The following is a 15,852-nucleotide window of genomic DNA, read 5'->3' on the forward strand; positions in this document are numbered from 1 at the left end:
GGAAAGATGTCCCAAGTTTTCACATTCGTCATGGCCCTGCTGCCAATCGCCACAGTGTTTCTGCTCTTGGTGGTGCTCGCACGCTCGGCCAAGCTTTCGATGGGCGTTGCTTATCTGGTCACGGCCGCGACCGCGCTTTTGGTCTGGGGCACGGACCTCAACAAGATTCTTGGCGCCACCGTGAACGGTGCCGTGACCGCAGTCAGCCTGCTCTACATTATCTTCGGTGCGATCCTGATGCTCTATACGCTGGAGGAAAGCGGCGGCATCCGGTCGATCCGGGCAGGGTTCACCAGCATTTCGCCTGACCGGCGGGTACAGGCGATCATCATCGCCTGGTTGTTCGGATCGCTGATCGAGGGGGCGTCCGGGTTCGGAACGCCCGCGGCCATCGCCGCGCCACTGCTGGTTGCCATCGGCTTTCCGGCCATGGCGGCGGTGCTGGTAACGCTGATCATCCAGTCCACGCCTGTGTCATTCGGGGCAGTCGGCACGCCGATTCTTGTCGGTGTCAATACCGGGCTTTCGGGTCAGGCGATTGTCGAACAGACCATCGCACCGATGGCCTTCGCTGACTATCTGGTCGAGATTGCTGTCAGGGTTGCCACACTGCATGGCCTGATCGGCTTTCTGATCCCGTTGATCATGATCGGCATGATGACGCGGTTCTTCGGTTCCCGGCGGTCCTTCACCGAAGGGTTCCGAATCTGGAAATTCGCGCTGTTCGCCGGGCTTGCTTTCACCGTTCCGTACTGGATCATTGCCAGCCTGCTTGGCCCGGAATTTCCGTCCCTGGTGGGCGGCATCATCGGACTGCTGATCGTCGTTCCCGCCGCACGGGCCGGCTTCCTGATCCCGAAGGAGTCCTTCGACTTCCCGCCCCGCGAACAGTGGGACGGAAAATGGGTCGGCAAGCTGGACGATCTGGAGGATCACCGTGCCGGGCTTGAGGTGATGTCGTTGCTCAAGGCCTGGGCGCCCTACATATTCGTGGTTCTTCTGCTGGTCGCGACGCGCACGATTCCCGATTTCAAGGCCTGGCTGACCGCCCCGGAACGGACCATGGCCTTCGATGATCTGTTCGGGTCGGGCATCAATGCCCGCGTGCAATGGCTGTATCTGCCTGGAACGGTGCTGATCCTCGCTTCGCTGTTCACCTTCCTGTTCCATCGAATGCGTCCGGCCGATTACGGCAAGGCATTGCGTACGTCGGGATCGACAATGATCGCGGCGGCCCCGGCACTGCTGTTGGCGGTGCCGATGGTGCAGGTGTTCATCAACTCTGCCTCGGACACGATGGCGTCGATGCCGATCGTGCTCGCCGAAAGCGTCTCGGCCGTGGTCGGCAGTGCCTGGCCGATGTTCGCGCCACTGATCGGGTCGATGGGCGCCTTCGTCGCCGGATCGAACACGATTTCGAACATGATGTTCTCGTTGTTCCAGTTCTCGACCGCTGAACAGATCGGTCTGGGCGCGGCCGGGGCCGGATTGGTTGTTGCGCTGCAGGCCATCGGCGGTGCGGCAGGCAATATGATCTGCGTGCACAACGTGGTGGCAGCCTCGGCCACGGTGGGACTTGTGGACCGCGAGGGCGAAATCATCCGCATGACCCTGATCCCGATGTTCTATTATATCGTCCAGGGCGGCTTTCTTGGTCTTGCTATCCTGGCGGGCGGGCCGAACCTGTGGTGGATCGCCGTGCTGATCTGGCCGGCCGCCGTGCTGTTCCTGATGTCGCGCAATCGCGGGGCTGTTTCCGCCACCCAAACACGCTGAGGTCGTCATGTCCGTACAACCAAATCCCCGCGTCGGCCTTTTCGTGACCTGTCTCGTGGATGCAATCCGCCCCAGCATCGGGTTTTCCGCCATTCAGCTTCTGGAGGAGGCCGGATGCCGGGTCGAGGTGCCGCAGGCACAGACCTGTTGCGGGCAACCGGCCTTGAACAGCGGAGACGAAAAGGATGCAGCAGCACTGGCGCGACAGACCATCGCTGCTTTCGAGGGCTTCGACTATATTGTGCTGCCCTCGGGATCCTGTGCGGGAACCATCGTGCACGGCTATCCGGACCTGTTGGCCAAAGATCCGGTCTGGGCGCCCCGCGCCCGGATCCTCGCCACGAGAACCCACGAGATTACCAGTTTCCTGGTTGATGTGATGGGTTTTCGGCCAAAGGGCCGTCGCCTGTCAGCGACGGCCACCTACCACGACAGTTGCGCAGGGCTGCGCGAACTGGGCATCGCCGCGCAACCCCGTGCGCTTCTGGCGGAGGTCGCGGGCCTGGAGATGCGGGGATTGGAAGGCAATGATGTCTGCTGCGGCTTTGGCGGCACGTTCTGCGTCAAGTATTCCGACATCTCGAACGCGATCGTCACCGAAAAAGCCGAGGCGATCGAGCGCACCGAGGCCGACCTGCTTCTGGCGGGAGATCTGGGATGCCTGATGAACATGGCAGGCAAGCTGAACCGCCGGGGCGCAAGGACGCGCTGTTTCCACACCATCGAGGTTCTGGCAGGCCGGGCCGACGGTCCCGCCATCGGCGAGGAGGGCTGAGAATCATGAGCGCACCAGAGGCATCTGTGCAGGTTTCGTTCAAGAACCGTGCCAAGACGGCACTGGCGGACAGAACGCTGAAGATCGCCATCGACCGCACCACCGGCACGGCCGAGGCCAAGCGCGCGGTGGCAGTCGCGGCGTTTCCCGAATTCCAGGCCGCCCGCGCCCGCGGACGCGCGATCAAGGATCACGTGATCGCCCATCTGGACCATTATCTTGAACAGTTCGAGCGCAACGCCACCGCATCTGGCGCGAAGGTCCACTGGGCATCCGACGATGCCGAAGCGCGGGCAATCATCACCCGCATCTGCCTGGATGCAAAGGCCAAGCTGGTGACGCGGTCGAAATCCATGCTGGGCGAAGAAATCGGTCTGCCGCATGCTTTGGCTGATGCCGGGATCGAGCGGGTCGAGACCGACCTGGCCGAACACATCATCCAGCTTGCCGGAGAGGCCCCCTCACACATCGTCTGGCCCGCGATGCACCGCACCCGCGAACAGGTGGCCGAACTGTTCAAGATGGCTCATCACCTGCCGCCCTCGGCCGACGATCCGGCCACCATGGTGCAAAGCGCGCGGCGCGAATTGCGCGCCAAGTTTCTGGGGGCCGACATAGGCATTTCGGGGTCGAACTTCCTGGTGGCCGATACGGGTGCCACCTGCACGGTGACGAATGAAGGCAATGCCGAACTGACCACCACGCCGCCGCGCATTCATATCGTGACGGCGGGGATCGAGAAAATCGTGCCCACCACCGCCCATGCCCTGTCCCTGCTGCGCCTGCTGGTGCGGTCGGCCACGGGCGGCGAACTGACGCAATACACGACATTCCACTGCGGACCCAAACGTCCTGGCGATGCCGATGGTCCCGAGGAGATGCACATCGTGCTGGTGGACAACGGCCGCACCAGAATGCTGGACAACGAGTTCCGCGAGATGCTGCGCTGCATCCGCTGCGGGGCCTGCATGAACCATTGCGTGGTCTATCGCCAGATCGGCGGGCACGCCTATGGCGGCACCTATCCCGGACCGATGGGTTCGGTTCTGACACCAGTGCTGAACGGGCTTGCCGGTTCACGCGACCTGCCCAATGCCTGCACCATGAACGGCCGCTGCGCCGAAGTTTGCCCGGTCGAGATTCCCATCCCCACGCTGCTGCGCGCATGGCGGATCCGCAGTTGGCGAGAAAGGCTGGAACCGGGAAGCCTTCGCGCCGGTATCGGTATCTGGGCCGTTCTGGCCCGGCGGCCCGGTCTTTACCGGCTAGCCAGCCGGATCGGCGTGCGCGCCATCCGGCTATTCGGCAAGGGGGGCTGGATCGCCCGCCTGCCACTGGCGGGGGGTTGGACCGCCCATCGCGACCTGCCGCGTCCGTCGGGCCGCACCTTCATGGACCAGTATCGCGCCCAGCAGGCAGATAAGGGGGACCGCCCATGACCGCCCGCGACCGCATCCTGTCCGCGATCCGCGCCGCCCTGCCACAGGAACGCCCGGCGCCCGACGCCATCGCCGCCGAGGCCAAGGCCCTGCTGGCTGATCCCGACACCAGCCGCCCCCGGCTGGTCGCCGAGGGGCTGGTCGATGCCTTCATCCTGAAGGCTGAGGCGATCGGCACGACCATCGACCGGGTTGGCGGCATGGAAGCCGTCCCCGACGCCGTGCGGCGCTATCTGTCGGGACACGGCCTGTCACTGTCACTGGCCGTGGAACCGACGCCGGCGCTGACCGCACTCGACTGGACGGGCCTTGACACCGGCACCACTCTTGCCCCGGACCAGCCGGCAGCGCTCGGAAAGGCGCTTTGGGGTATCGCCGAAAGCGGGTCCATGATCGTGCATTCGGGCGCCGATACGCCGATCTTGCTGTCTTTCCTGCCCCTGCATCATATCGTGGTGCTGCAAGAATCCGATATCCTGTCCCATCTCGAGGACTATGCTGCGCAGCTGGCGGAGCGGCCCCATCCGCGCAACGCGATCCTGATCACCGGACCCAGCGGCACGACCGATATCGAGGGGAGCTATGTGCGCGGGGCGCATGGGCCGGGCTTCCTGCATGTGATCCTTGTTGCAAGCACAGACTGACAACCTGCCGGTTGCCAGTCCCCACCACCGCCGGCCGTTGCCAGCAGAGCCGGTCGTCCTAGCTACCCCCAAGGAGACCCGGAATGGACCGAAGCAAAATTGCCGAACAGACCGCAGAATTTGCCAGCCTGATGCAGCGGGCGCAGGAGCTTGCGCAGCGCAGCAGCGCCAGTGCCCTGGCCAAAGCGACGGGCAATGAATTCTCGGTGGTGGATTCCGGGACCGTGGCGCAGGCCTATGCGCGCGCGGGGATCAAGCTGGCGCAGAACCCGTTTGCGCTGGCGCAGTTCCAGATCGATCTTTGGGCCGACAGCGCGAAAGCATGGGCAGGCGCATGGTCGGGCGAGGGCGAGGACAGCAAGGACCGCCGCTTCCGCGATGGCCGCTGGACTACTGATCGGGTCAGCCGTGGCCTGCGCGACGTGCATCTGGCTATCGAAGGCGCCGCCGACCGGCTGATCGAGACCCTGCCCGAGGGTGACAAGGACAGTCTGCGCGTGCGGTTCTATACGCGGCAATTGCTCAGCGCGCTGTCGCCCAGCAATTACCTGGCGCTGAACCCCGCCGCGCGTGAGCGTTTCCTTGAAACCGATGGCCGCAGCCTGCTGGACGGTTTCCGCAACCTTCTGGACGATCTGGAACGCGGCGGTGGGCGGCTGGACATCAACATGACCGACCGCGCGGCCTTCGAGGTCGGGCGCGATCTGGCCACGACGCCGGGGCAGGTGATCTATCAGAACGAATTGATCCAGTTGATCCATTACGAACCGCTGACCAAGACCCAGTTCAAGCGCCCGCTGCTGTTCGTGCCGCCCTGGATCAACAAATACTATATCTTCGACATGAAGCCCGAAAACAGCCTCGTCCGCTATATGCTGGAGCAGGGCCACAGCGTTTTCCTGATTTCATGGGTCAATCCGACCAAGCAGCACGCGGCACTGACCTTCGAGGATTACATGCGCCTTGGGCCGCTGACCGCGCTGGACGCGATCACCGATGCGACGGGCGAGGATGAGTTCGACATTCTCGGCTTCTGCATCGGCGGGATTCTGGTGACGGCGACGCTGGCCTATATGGCGGCAAAGGGTGACAAGCGGGTCAAGACGGCGACGACGCTGGCCACGATGGTGGATTTCACCGATGTGGGCGAGATCGGCGTTTTCATCGACCGCGACCGGCTGCAGGTTCTGCGCGAACACATGGCCGAAAAGGGCTATCTGGAAAACCATCACCTGCAGGACATGTTCTCGATGATCCGGGAAAATGACCTGATCTGGTCCTTCCATGTGATGAACTACCTGATGGGCCGCAAGCCGCCCGCCTTCGATCTGCTGTTCTGGAACGGCGACAGCACGCGCCTGCCTGCGGCCATGCTGCTGTGGTATCTGGAGAAGATCTATATCGAGAACGGCTTGCGCCAGCCCGGCCATCTGACCATGGACGGCGTGCCCATCGACATCAGCAAGATCGACATCCCTTTCTATGTCTTTGCGACGAAAGAGGATCACATCGCGCCCTGGAACTCGATCTATCCGACGACCGGGTTGCTGGGCGGTGACACGACCTTCGTTCTGGGTGGCTCGGGGCATATCGCGGGGGTGATCAACCCGCCAGCGAAACGGCCGAAATACGGGTTCTGGACCAGCGCGGCTGCCTATCCCGCCGATCCGCAGGACTGGCTGGCCAAGGCCACGCCGCATCAGGGGTCTTGGTGGCCGAACTGGGCGGAGTGGATCGAAAGCCACAGCAAGGGCAAGAAGGTTCCCGCCTATGTGCCTGGTAGCGGAGCGCTGAAACCGATCGAGCCGGCACCCGGCAGCTATGTGCGGGCGGGATAATCACCTTCAGCTTCGGTCTAGATCGTTTGGGGTAAGCGCGACGGCGTGACCCTGTGCAGAGATGCTTGACGGCTGCTGGTTTCTCCATCTTTCCGCCCTACACCCTGATCGAAACGGCTAAGCTCAGCGGAGCCGATCTCAACGCTTGGCTCGCCGACACCCTCGCAAGCATACCAGACTACGAGATCACAAAGGTCGATGAACTGATGCCCTGGCGATGGAACCGGAAGCGGTCAGATCGAACGGTTTCGGCGGTGATGCCTGCCATGACTTTGCGCAAATCGTCACAGGGGTGGGTTGGGCCTATCGCTGATTGGGTCGCCAAAATAACACACTTCTCATGCCCTATAAGGTGGTGACCTTCCATATCGAAGCCCACTATGGCGAAGGCGTCATGCAGCGCCTGCGCGCTGGCGACAGCTCCGATCTTGCGCAGGATGTGACTGATCGCAACCGGCTTCAGTTGGTGGGCGCGGCGTGTTTATTTCCACCCAGAAGTGAGCCGGATATGGAGTGAACCCCTTGATGCGGTTTGCGCCGGGGCCTGAGCCGACGGAACTGATCAGTGGTGGAGGTGGGTCAGGCCCCGGTCATGCGCGAGGACACGGCCCGCCTCGACGACGACGCGCGGCGGGCGCGGCGCTTGCCCCTTGACCGGCAGAGGCAGGGATGCGTGGCGGATGAAACAGACAGAAACATCGTCGGGTCGGGGGTGAGCCGGGCCTGCCCGGTCGATCCCCCGGCACGGCCACCGTTCATCCTGGACCGCGCGTCGGCTCGGGCCTCCATCGATCTTCTTGGCCGCAGGCTGCCCGCGTGAGCGACTGAATGGAACGGCAAAGGGGCGGCTTGCGCCGCCCCTGCCGTTCACTCCTAGTCGTCGTCCCGTTTCGGGAACGAGGCATGGCCGGCCCGCTCGACACGCCAGAGCTCCGAGCCATCGCTGCCTACCAGTCGCGACCATGTGCGACCGTTGCCCTCGTGCCGCGTCTCGATGCCGGAGCCGATGACCAGCCGGTCGCCGTTGACCGGTGCGACTGTCGCATCCGCCATGCCGTGGAACACGATCACCGGGGTCTGGCGCGGGCGTGGGCGTGGGCGGGCATTGCCCTCGCCCCGCATGGCGGCAAAGGCCGAAACGACATCGCTGGCCGCACCGCTGGGAAGGCCGGAATGCACGCCGGCCGCTGCGAAGAGGTCGGGATAGGCATCGACCATGATTGCCGCCATCGCGCCGCCCGCCGACAGCCCGGCCACGAAGGCCCGACCATCGGCCAGGCCGAACTCCTCCAGCAGGTCTCGGGCAATTCCGGCGAGAATCCCCGGCTCGCCCCGGTCCCGCGCCTGATCCTCCGGGCGGAACCAGTTCCAGCAGGACTGGATGTTGTGGGCGCGCGACTGCTCGGGATAGGCGACGAGGAAGCCGGCCTTCTCGGCCGCCTCGTTCATCCGCGTGCCACGCGCGAAATCGTCGGGGGACTGGGTGCAGCCATGCAGCATCAACACGACGCCCTGAAGCCCCTCGGGACGGTCCGACGGAATTTAGAGCGTATATTTGCGCGACCCGGCGGGGCTGGAATGCTGACGCCGCTCATAGCTGGCGCCCTCGGGCACTTCGATCGTAACGCCAGCGGGCCGGCCAGAGAGGCCGGGCAGGTTCAGCCCCTGCACCAAGCCGCCGCCGGCGGAGGGCTGGCAACGGTCGCGCATCAGGCTGGAGAAAGGGTTTTCAAGCAGCGCCCGGGTCGGCTGCCTGTCGAGGCCGCCGGGAAGCGCGATCCCGTTGGCGCCCAGAACCTCCTGAACCAGCGAGGTCGCAACCGCGGGATCGATGGCACGATACTTCTCAAGCGCCCGGCGCATGCCCGTCGCGAAATCATTGGTCATTGGTGTCTTCCTTGTGATGAGGCGGTCAGCCTCAGGTGGTGCGGTCCTTGAGCGCGGCCTTCACGGCCTTCGACGCCTGAAGCGACCCCAAGACGTTCAGCGAGCCGATCGTCGCTTCGGCCAGTTCCGGCGTGACATCCGCCGCAATTCTGGCCAGCCCGACGACCTTGAGGCGAAGCTTTTCACCAGCCGTCGCCATGGCCTCGAGATCGGCGCGCGTAATGTCGAACAATCCCAGTTCGAGCTGATAACGGTCGATGGTTTGCGCGACCGAACGGCCCTCGTTGGTCAACTGGTTGCGGATCGCGGTGCGGATGAAATCCGTCCGGTTCGCGTAAAACCCTTCGCGCACCAGCAGATCGATACGGCCCAGATCGACATGGCCGAGATTGATCGTGATCTTTTCCGGTTCGGCCTGTCGTTCCGGCAGGCGCGTGACGTTCTGCATGGGATTCTCCATCCGTATGGATGGTATATGGATTGCATATGGATCTTCGGCAAGCCCGCCCCTGCGCCGCTTCACCTAAATCAATCGGGCTGGCGCCGGGGCGTCGCAATAATGGCGATCATTCCGTGGAACGTTTCTGACCCGCGATGCTTGTCCAGAAGCCAGCTGACCGCTGCGGGGGATGCCATGCCAGATTTAGACGCCGAAACGCGCAAGGATGACCTGAGGATCGGCACGCCCTTCTGGGTCAGGACGCCGAATTCCACCGTGACCGCCGAACGCAGTCCCGACACGGGTCATGTGGATGTCATCGTCGTCGGCGCCGGGATCAGCGGCGCCTTGATGGCCGAGGCGCTGACCCGCGCCAGGCGTTCTGTCGTGATCCTCGACCGCCGCCCGCCGGTGCGCGGGTCCACCCCGGCATCGACCGCGATGATCCAGCACGAAATCGATGTGCCGCTGACCGAACTGCAAAAGCAGATCGGCCCGAAAAAGGCCAATGCGGCCTGGCTCCGCTCGGTCAAGGCGACGAATGATCTGGTGGATCTGGTCAACGAGCTCCGGATCGACTGCTCGATGGAGCGCAAGCCGGCGCTGTATCTGGCCGGCAATCAGATGGGCAAACGCGCCCTGCAGGCCGAGGTCGCGGCGCGCGGCAAGATCGGGATCGCCGCCGAATACCTGACCCGCGCGGCGCTGATCGAGGGCTATGGCATGGACCGTCAGGCCGCGATCCTGTCGCAGGATTCGGCATCCGCCAATCCCGCGCAACTGACGGCGGGCTTGCTGGCCCGCGCGATGGATCGCGGGGCGCGGCTGATCTCGCCGGTCGAGATCACCGACATGGCCGAATTGCCGGGCGGGATCGCGCTGGCCACGCGGCAGGGCGAGGTGCTGACCGCCGATCAGGCGGTTTTCTGCACCGGCTATGAACATCTGCGGCAGATGCAGACACCGTCGCATCATGTCACCTCGACCTGGGCGCTGGCATCGCGGCCGATCAAGAACCTGCCGGGCTGGATGCGCGACACCATCGTCTGGGAAGCCGCCGAACCCTATCTCTACTTTCGGACCGACGCGGCGGGCCGGATCATCGCGGGCGGCGAGGATGAGGACGCGGCGACCACCAATTCGGACCCGGCCAAGCTGGCACGCAAGGCGCGGGCCATCGCCGGCAAGCTGCGCGATCTGACCGGGGTGGATATCGGCCGCCCCGCCTATAGCTGGTCGGCGCCGTTCAGCGTCACGAAGGACGGGCTGCCGATCATCGACACGGTGCCCGAATTCACGCGCATCCACACGATCATGGGCTTTGGCGGCAACGGCATCACATTCTCGGTGATCGGGGCGCAGATCATCGCGGCGCGGATCGCGGGGCGGGAAGATACGGACGCCCCTGTCTTTGCCTTCAGATAAGTTAAGCGGCGGAACTTTGCCGTTTTTCGGGGGTTTCTTGGCGCGGCGTCCGATCGCCGCGCCAACCAGCTTAATCCACCCTTGAAAGGCAGGATCGATGGCCGAGGACAAGCATTTCAAGACCGAACAGGGCAATGCGGGCGAAACGCATCAGATCGCCACCGGCGATACGCCTGCGATGACGACGAATTTCGGCGTCCCCATATCGGATAACGAAAACAGTCTGAAGGCTGGCGCGCGCGGGCCAACGCTGCTGGAAGATTTCGTGCTGCGCGAAAAGATCTTTCATTTCGACCATGAACGTATCCCGGAACGGATCGTGCATGCGCGCGGATCGGCCGCACATGGCTATTTCGAATGCACCGATCCGATCCCGGAACTCAGCCGGGCCAGCCTGTTTGCCAAGAAGGGCAAGAAGACGCCCGTCTTCACCCGCTTTTCGACGGTCGCAGGCGGCGCGGGATCGGTCGATACGCCCCGCGACGTGCGCGGCTTTGCGGTGAAATTCTATACTGACGAAGGCAATTGGGATCTGGTCGGCAACAATATCCCGGTGTTCTTCATCCAGGACGCGATCAAGTTTCCCGACCTGATCCATTCCGTGAAGATGGAGGCCGACCGCGCCTATCCGCAGGCGGCCTCGGCCCATGATACGTTCTGGGACTTCATCTCGCTGATGCCGGAAACCTTCCACACCCTGATGTGGGCCATGTCGGATCGCGGCATCCCCCGCAGCCTGCGCATGATAGAGGGCTTTGGCGTCCATACCTTCAAGCTGGTGAACAAAAAGGGGCAGGAAAGCTTCTGCAAGTTCCACTGGCGGCCCAGGCTGGGCACACAATCCTTCGTCTGGGACGAATCCGCCAAGACCCAGGGCGCCGACAATGATTTCCACCGCCGCGATCTGTGGGAAGCGATCGACCGGGGCGATTTCCCGGAATGGGACTTCGCCGTGCAGGTCTTTGACAGCGAACTGGCGGATTCGCTGCCCTATGACGTGCTGGACGCGACCAAGATCATCCCTGAAGAGGTCGTGCCGCTGCGCGTGATCGGCCGGATGGTTCTGGACCGCAATCCCGACAACTTCTTTGCCGAGACTGAACAGGCCGCCTTCCTGCCCTCGAACGTGGTGCCGGGGATCGATTTCACCGATGACCCGCTGTTGCAGGGGCGGCTGTTCTCCTATCTCGACACGCAGAAATCGCGGCTGGGAACGACGAATTTCCACCAGATCCCGATCAATGCGCCGAAATGCCCCTTCGCCAATATGCAGCGCGACGGGCTGATGCAGACCCATGTGCCCAAGGGCCGTGCGAATTACGAACCCAACAGCCTGGACCAGGCCGGCGAAGACCCCGGACCGCGCCCGGTCAGCACCGGGTTCCGCACCGCCGAACAGCCGGTCGAGGGCGAAAAGCTGCGCATCCGGGCCGAGCGTTTCGGCGATTTCTACAGCCAGCCGCGCATGTATTGGAATTCGCTGACCGAGAACGAACAGGCGCATGTCGCCTCGGCCATCACCTTTGAACTGTCCAAGGTGTCGCTGGATCATATCCGCGACCGGATGCTGGCCCATCTGCAGGTGATCCACCCCGATCTTGGCAAGCGCGTGGCCATTGGCATCGGCATGGACCTGCCGAAACCCGCAAAACCGTTCAAGGCGCCGGTCGATCTGGCACCCTCGGGCGCCTTGTCGATCCAGAAGAACTGGCAGAAGACGCTGCAAGGCCGGCAGGTCGCGATCCTGTTCGCCGAGGGGTCCAGCAAGGCCGATATCGACGCGCTGAAAAAGGCGGTCGAGGCCGCCAAGGGCACTGTCTTCACCATCGCGCCCAAGGTCGGCGGCATCCCGCTCGATCGCGGCATGATGAAGGCAGATGGCCAGCTGGCCGGCTCACCCTCGGTGCTGTTCGACGCGGTCGCGCTGGTCCTGACCGAGGACGCCGCCGCCACGCTGGCCAAGGACAGCGCCGCCATCGGTTTCGTGTCGGACGCCTTCGCGCATCTCAAGGCGATCGGCGCGACCGACGGCGCAAAGGCCCTGCTGGACCGGGCGGGTGTCGAAGCGGATGACGGCGTCACCGACCTGGCCGGGCTGCCTGAGGCGGCCAAGCTGCGCTACTGGGATCGCGAGCCGAAGGTCCGTGATCTGGCCTGATCGCCTAGTCCAGAGGCGCCTAGATAACGTTCCAGGCGCCGGTCCAACAACGTCTACACAACCAGGGAGAATATCTGATGAAGACGCTGAACGACGCATTCGAACATACGCTGGAGGATATCTATTGGGCCGAGAACGCGCTGTCCAAGGCGCTGCCCAAGGTTTCCAAGGCGGTCAGCAGCGCCGAGCTGAAAAAGGCGATGGACGATCATCTCAAGGAGACGAAGGGGCACATCAAGACGCTCGAAGCCGTTTTCAAGTCGATCGGCAAGGAAGCCAAGGGCGAGAAATGTGATGCCATGGATGGCCTTCTGAAAGAGGCTGACGGCCTGATCGAGGAAGCCAGCGGACACGCGCTGGATGTCGCGCTGATCGGTGCCGCGCAGGCGGTGGAGCATTACGAGATCGCCCGCTATGGCACGCTGCGCGAATGGGCCAAGCTTCTGGGGAATGATGAAGCGCATACGCTTTTGACCTCGATCCTCGACGAGGAGAAGGCCGCCAACAACAAGCTCACCGCGCTTGCGGTGACGGCCATCAACGCCTCCGGCAAGGCGTCGAAGAAGTAACCGGTTGTCGGAAGCCACTTCCAGAAGCCCGCCCCTGCAGGCGGGCTTCTTTTCATGTCGGGTGACCAAACTCGCCATATCGCCGCCCCCCTGACCAATACGACGAGAATGGTGATTGCGGGCCGTCGATCAGCATGCCGAAGAGCAGCATAAGCTTACTTCTGCAAACTCCGCTCTATCGTATGAAATTCGGCGGCAGCCGACCATATCAGCTTCCTCGCGCTAATCGTGGATCCTCGCTGGGCCAGGCACGAACGTCTGCTAACCCAGATTGCCGCGACTGCCCTGCCGCGCCGCCGCATGTCGGCTTCCCGCCCTTCTCAACGTTTTTCGTCTGGCGTCGACGGGATGACTCGGTGCAGATGGTGTAATGAATCATTTCCTTTTGATCGCAATAAAAGCAAGAAATTCTTGACATGAATACCTTGCGCACAACGCGTTGCACATATGGACTGACGCAAGCCTCAGTCGCGGCCTCAGCCAGGATCAGCCTGCCGACGCTTCGGGCGCTTGAGCGGGGCGAGGGTGGTGTTCAAGCGCTGGTCGCGGTCATGGCGGTGCTGGATCTGCGCTGGGGCTGGGCGCCGGACCGGGTGCAGGCGGCGCGGGCTCTGGCTGATCGGCGGCGGGCGCGGGGGTTCAGCCAGGCGCAGCTGGCCAATCGGATCGGGGTCAGCCGACCGGTTATCATTGCGCTTGAGCGGGATCTGGGTGCGACGGTCGCAACGCTGGTCAGGGCGGCGGCAGTGCTGCGCTTCAGGCCGGTTCTGCGTGCGGCCCCCTCGGGACGCGGCGGTCTGGTGCCTGCGACGAATACCCCGGCGCAGGATTTGGTGATGACGCCGCCGGAGCTGGCGGCAGCGGTGATCGCGTATTTCGCAGATCGGATGACGGGCAAGGTGCTGGACCCGGCCAGAGGGCGAGGGGCGTTTCACGACCTGTTTCCCGCCCATCTTAACCGGCATTGGTGCGAGATCACCGAGGGACGCGATTTTCTAGACTGGCACGAACCGGTCGACTGGGTGATGACCAATCCGCCCTGGTCGCGGCTGCGCGATTTTACCCGCCATGCCATGCGGATTGCGCCGAATGTCGTCTGGCTGGCGCCGCTGACCAATCTGACGACCAGGGCGCGGCTGCGCGATCTGGATGAGGCCGGGTTCGGCATTGCAGAGCTGGTGCTGATCGACACGCCGAAGGACTGGCCGCAAAGCGGGTTTCAGCTGGTCGCGGCCTGGTTGCGCAAAGGGCACAGCGGCGGCTGGTCGGTGAGGCGACTGGCGGATTAGCCGCAGTGAACTGACGATCCGGCTGCCATCGCAGGCGACACGACCCCGCGCCGAGATGCCGGACCGCCTGAATCTCTCAGCAGATACTCTCGCAGGGGATGCCGTCATTGTCGCGGTCAAGCTTGCCGCACCAAGGGCAGTTCTGCAGATACCAGCGCGCCTCGTCGCAGCTGCCGATCTGCGAGCAGGTCCGGCGCGGGCCGCAGGACCAGTTTTGTCCTGCGAATTCGTAAAGCCTCTGCATTGTCGGTGCCACATTCTGACCGCTACGACGTTCCGCACGCCAATCCCAGGGCATGTCGAAACGGCCCTGCCAGATCCCGCGCTGGCCGGTCCGGGCGTCGTCCTCGGCGGCGATATAGGCGGTCGAATACTGGCGGTAGGCCACCGCCCAACCCTCGCGCACCATCCAGCGGTTCAGGTTCTCGCCGCCCGCAAAGCAATCCGCCACCACCCGGCCATAGCGATCGGTGTCGGTCTGCTGACAGTTGACCTGCCGTCGTCCGATCCGATCAGACAGCGCCAACGCCGCCTGCTGGCCACAACGCCATGCCGTGCCGCGCGCGTTCTGGCAACGCTGGCCGCTTTCCGGCGCGTCGATGCCGTTCAGCCGGATCCGCGTGCCGTGAATCTCGATGGTGTCGCCGTCAATGACCGAGGCCACGCCCTGCAGATCGGGGTCGACCGTTTCGCCGGAACAGGCGGGCAAAGCACCGGCGAGAACAAGGGTAATGGCAGCAAGGGCGGGATTCACCAGACGTTTCGGATGGCTCACCCCTGCCTATCCGTTGGGCAGGGCCGGGCAAAGCACCAACAGGTCCAGAGAGGGAACTGTTTATTAAGAATTTTAGCGGATGGTGTTTGGTGTAGAGGAGCGGCCGTCACCCATACCGCGCCGTCACATGAGCCATGATCAAATGAAGACAATCACCAAATGAGCCTATGAGGCAGATCACCAAATGATCAAATGAACATTCTGGCTCGTGTCCATCACAGCAGATCCGCAGGTTGCGCATTCAAATCCCCAGATGATCAGATGAAGATTGTCACCATTTGATCATGCTGAACGCGCGTTGCAGCGCAGTCCCTGCGCAGCAGTGGTCGCTGATAAAGGGAGCCTGCCGCGCCATTGGCCGGGCAAACCTGTGGCGGCCCCGGCGGTGCCATCAAGGTCGTGACCAGTTGCGTGAATGCCTATGCTGAGAGAACCGGGATAGCCCCGTCGCGCCAGACCCGGTTACCTATCCCGTCCAAACAGCTGAAGCTCAAATCCGGCGTCTTGCTCACGCTGGATAGAAGTCTGGGGTAACGTCTTAGTCGCTGGCACCATGATCATATGAGGCTTTCCACCCAATGAGGCAATGAAGCAGATCACCCAATGATCAAATGAACATATTGGCCGCGTCCGACTTTGCGGATCCGCAGGTTTCATCATCAAAGCTTCATTTGATCAATTGAGGCTTGTCACCCTTTGATCATGCTGAACGCGGATCGCCATGCAGTCCATGCGCAGCGGCTGTCGCTGATCCAGGGGGCCTGCCGCGGCATTGTCCGGGCAAGCCTGTGGCGACCTTTGCTGCGCGATCGGGACCGCGAAGGAATGCGCGCGCGGA

15 protein-coding genes are annotated in these 15,852 nt (G+C 63.3%); 11 read left to right on the forward strand and 4 right to left on the reverse strand.

Translation table 11 applies throughout. The features are described 5' to 3' along the window. The first annotated feature begins 6 nt into the window (after window positions 1–6). From ACFOMH_RS14980 to ACFOMH_RS15010, 7 genes are all read left to right on the forward strand, one after another. Window positions 7–1,776, forward strand: a complete 1,770-nt coding sequence (locus tag ACFOMH_RS14980; RefSeq protein WP_374303349.1) for an L-lactate permease — start codon at window positions 7–9, stop codon at window positions 1,774–1,776. 7 nt (window positions 1,777–1,783) lie between these two features. Beyond that, window positions 1,784–2,551 (forward strand): (Fe-S)-binding protein, encoded by a 768-nt coding sequence (locus ACFOMH_RS14985; protein ID WP_374303347.1) that lies wholly within the window; start codon window positions 1,784–1,786, stop codon window positions 2,549–2,551. A gap of 5 nt (window positions 2,552–2,556) precedes the next feature. Further along, on the forward strand, window positions 2,557–3,990 hold the full coding sequence (locus ACFOMH_RS14990; RefSeq protein ID WP_377745472.1) for a lactate utilization protein B: 1,434 nt from the start codon (window positions 2,557–2,559) through the stop codon (window positions 3,988–3,990). Continuing rightward, window positions 3,987–4,634 carry a LutC/YkgG family protein gene (locus ACFOMH_RS14995; RefSeq protein ID WP_377745474.1) on the forward strand — a complete coding sequence of 216 codons (648 nt, stop codon included), beginning with the start codon at window positions 3,987–3,989 and terminating at the stop codon, window positions 4,632–4,634. Before ACFOMH_RS14990 ends, ACFOMH_RS14995 begins: the two co-directional genes overlap by 4 nt. Before the next feature lie 83 nt (window positions 4,635–4,717). After that, window positions 4,718–6,472, forward strand: coding sequence for a PHA/PHB synthase family protein (locus ACFOMH_RS15000; RefSeq protein WP_114350811.1), 1,755 nt, complete (start codon window positions 4,718–4,720; stop codon window positions 6,470–6,472). Window positions 6,473–6,525: 53 nt separating this feature from the next. Further along, window positions 6,526–6,831: a transposase domain-containing protein gene (locus ACFOMH_RS15005; RefSeq protein WP_377745477.1), complete on the forward strand. Its 306-nt coding sequence runs from the start codon at window positions 6,526–6,528 to the stop codon at window positions 6,829–6,831. Then, a complete protein-coding gene (locus ACFOMH_RS15010; protein ID WP_377745479.1) occupies window positions 6,828–6,989 on the forward strand; it encodes a hypothetical protein in 162 nt (53 codons plus the stop codon). Before ACFOMH_RS15005 ends, ACFOMH_RS15010 begins: the two co-directional genes overlap by 4 nt. Window positions 6,990–7,345: 356 nt before the next feature. On the opposite strand, the gene ACFOMH_RS15015 is transcribed toward ACFOMH_RS15010, so the two are convergent. Genes ACFOMH_RS15015 through ACFOMH_RS15025 form a run of 3 tightly spaced genes read right to left on the reverse strand, consistent with a single transcriptional unit; the run spans window position 7,346 to window position 8,807 of the window. Beyond that, window positions 7,346–8,014, reverse strand: a complete 669-nt coding sequence (locus tag ACFOMH_RS15015; protein WP_377745613.1) for an extracellular catalytic domain type 1 short-chain-length polyhydroxyalkanoate depolymerase — start codon at window positions 8,012–8,014, stop codon at window positions 7,346–7,348. Next, window positions 8,015–8,359: a hypothetical protein gene (locus tag ACFOMH_RS15020; RefSeq protein WP_377745481.1), complete on the reverse strand. Its 345-nt coding sequence runs from the start codon at window positions 8,357–8,359 to the stop codon at window positions 8,015–8,017. Between the two features lie 31 nt (window positions 8,360–8,390). Then, a complete protein-coding gene (locus ACFOMH_RS15025) occupies window positions 8,391–8,807 on the reverse strand; it encodes a CopG family transcriptional regulator (protein WP_377745482.1) in 417 nt (138 codons plus the stop codon). 186 nt (window positions 8,808–8,993) lie between these two features. Between ACFOMH_RS15025 and ACFOMH_RS15030 the strand changes: the two genes are divergently transcribed. From ACFOMH_RS15030 to ACFOMH_RS15045, 4 genes are all read left to right on the forward strand, one after another. Beyond that, complete coding sequence (locus ACFOMH_RS15030; RefSeq protein WP_377745484.1) at window positions 8,994–10,223, forward strand: NAD(P)/FAD-dependent oxidoreductase; 1,230 nt, start codon at window positions 8,994–8,996, stop codon at window positions 10,221–10,223. Window positions 10,224–10,320: 97 nt separating this feature from the next. Beyond that, entirely contained in the window at window positions 10,321–12,381 is a 2,061-nt protein-coding gene (locus ACFOMH_RS15035; protein WP_377745486.1) for a catalase, read from the forward strand. 77 nt (window positions 12,382–12,458) lie between these two features. Then, a complete protein-coding gene (locus ACFOMH_RS15040) occupies window positions 12,459–12,950 on the forward strand; it encodes a YciE/YciF ferroxidase family protein (RefSeq protein WP_377745488.1) in 492 nt (163 codons plus the stop codon). Between the two features lie 416 nt (window positions 12,951–13,366). Next, window positions 13,367–14,239, forward strand: a complete 873-nt coding sequence (locus ACFOMH_RS15045) for a helix-turn-helix domain-containing protein (RefSeq protein WP_377745491.1) — start codon at window positions 13,367–13,369, stop codon at window positions 14,237–14,239. 76 nt (window positions 14,240–14,315) lie between these two features. On the opposite strand, the gene ACFOMH_RS15050 is transcribed toward ACFOMH_RS15045, so the two are convergent. Beyond that, window positions 14,316–15,014: a thermonuclease family protein gene (locus ACFOMH_RS15050; RefSeq protein ID WP_374425971.1), complete on the reverse strand. Its 699-nt coding sequence runs from the start codon at window positions 15,012–15,014 to the stop codon at window positions 14,316–14,318. Window positions 15,015–15,852 lie beyond the last annotated feature (838 nt).

Origin of the sequence: Paracoccus mangrovi (assembly GCF_042648425.1) — a bacterium.
In the GTDB taxonomy this organism is placed as follows: Bacteria; Pseudomonadota; Alphaproteobacteria; order Rhodobacterales; family Rhodobacteraceae; genus Paracoccus; species Paracoccus mangrovi.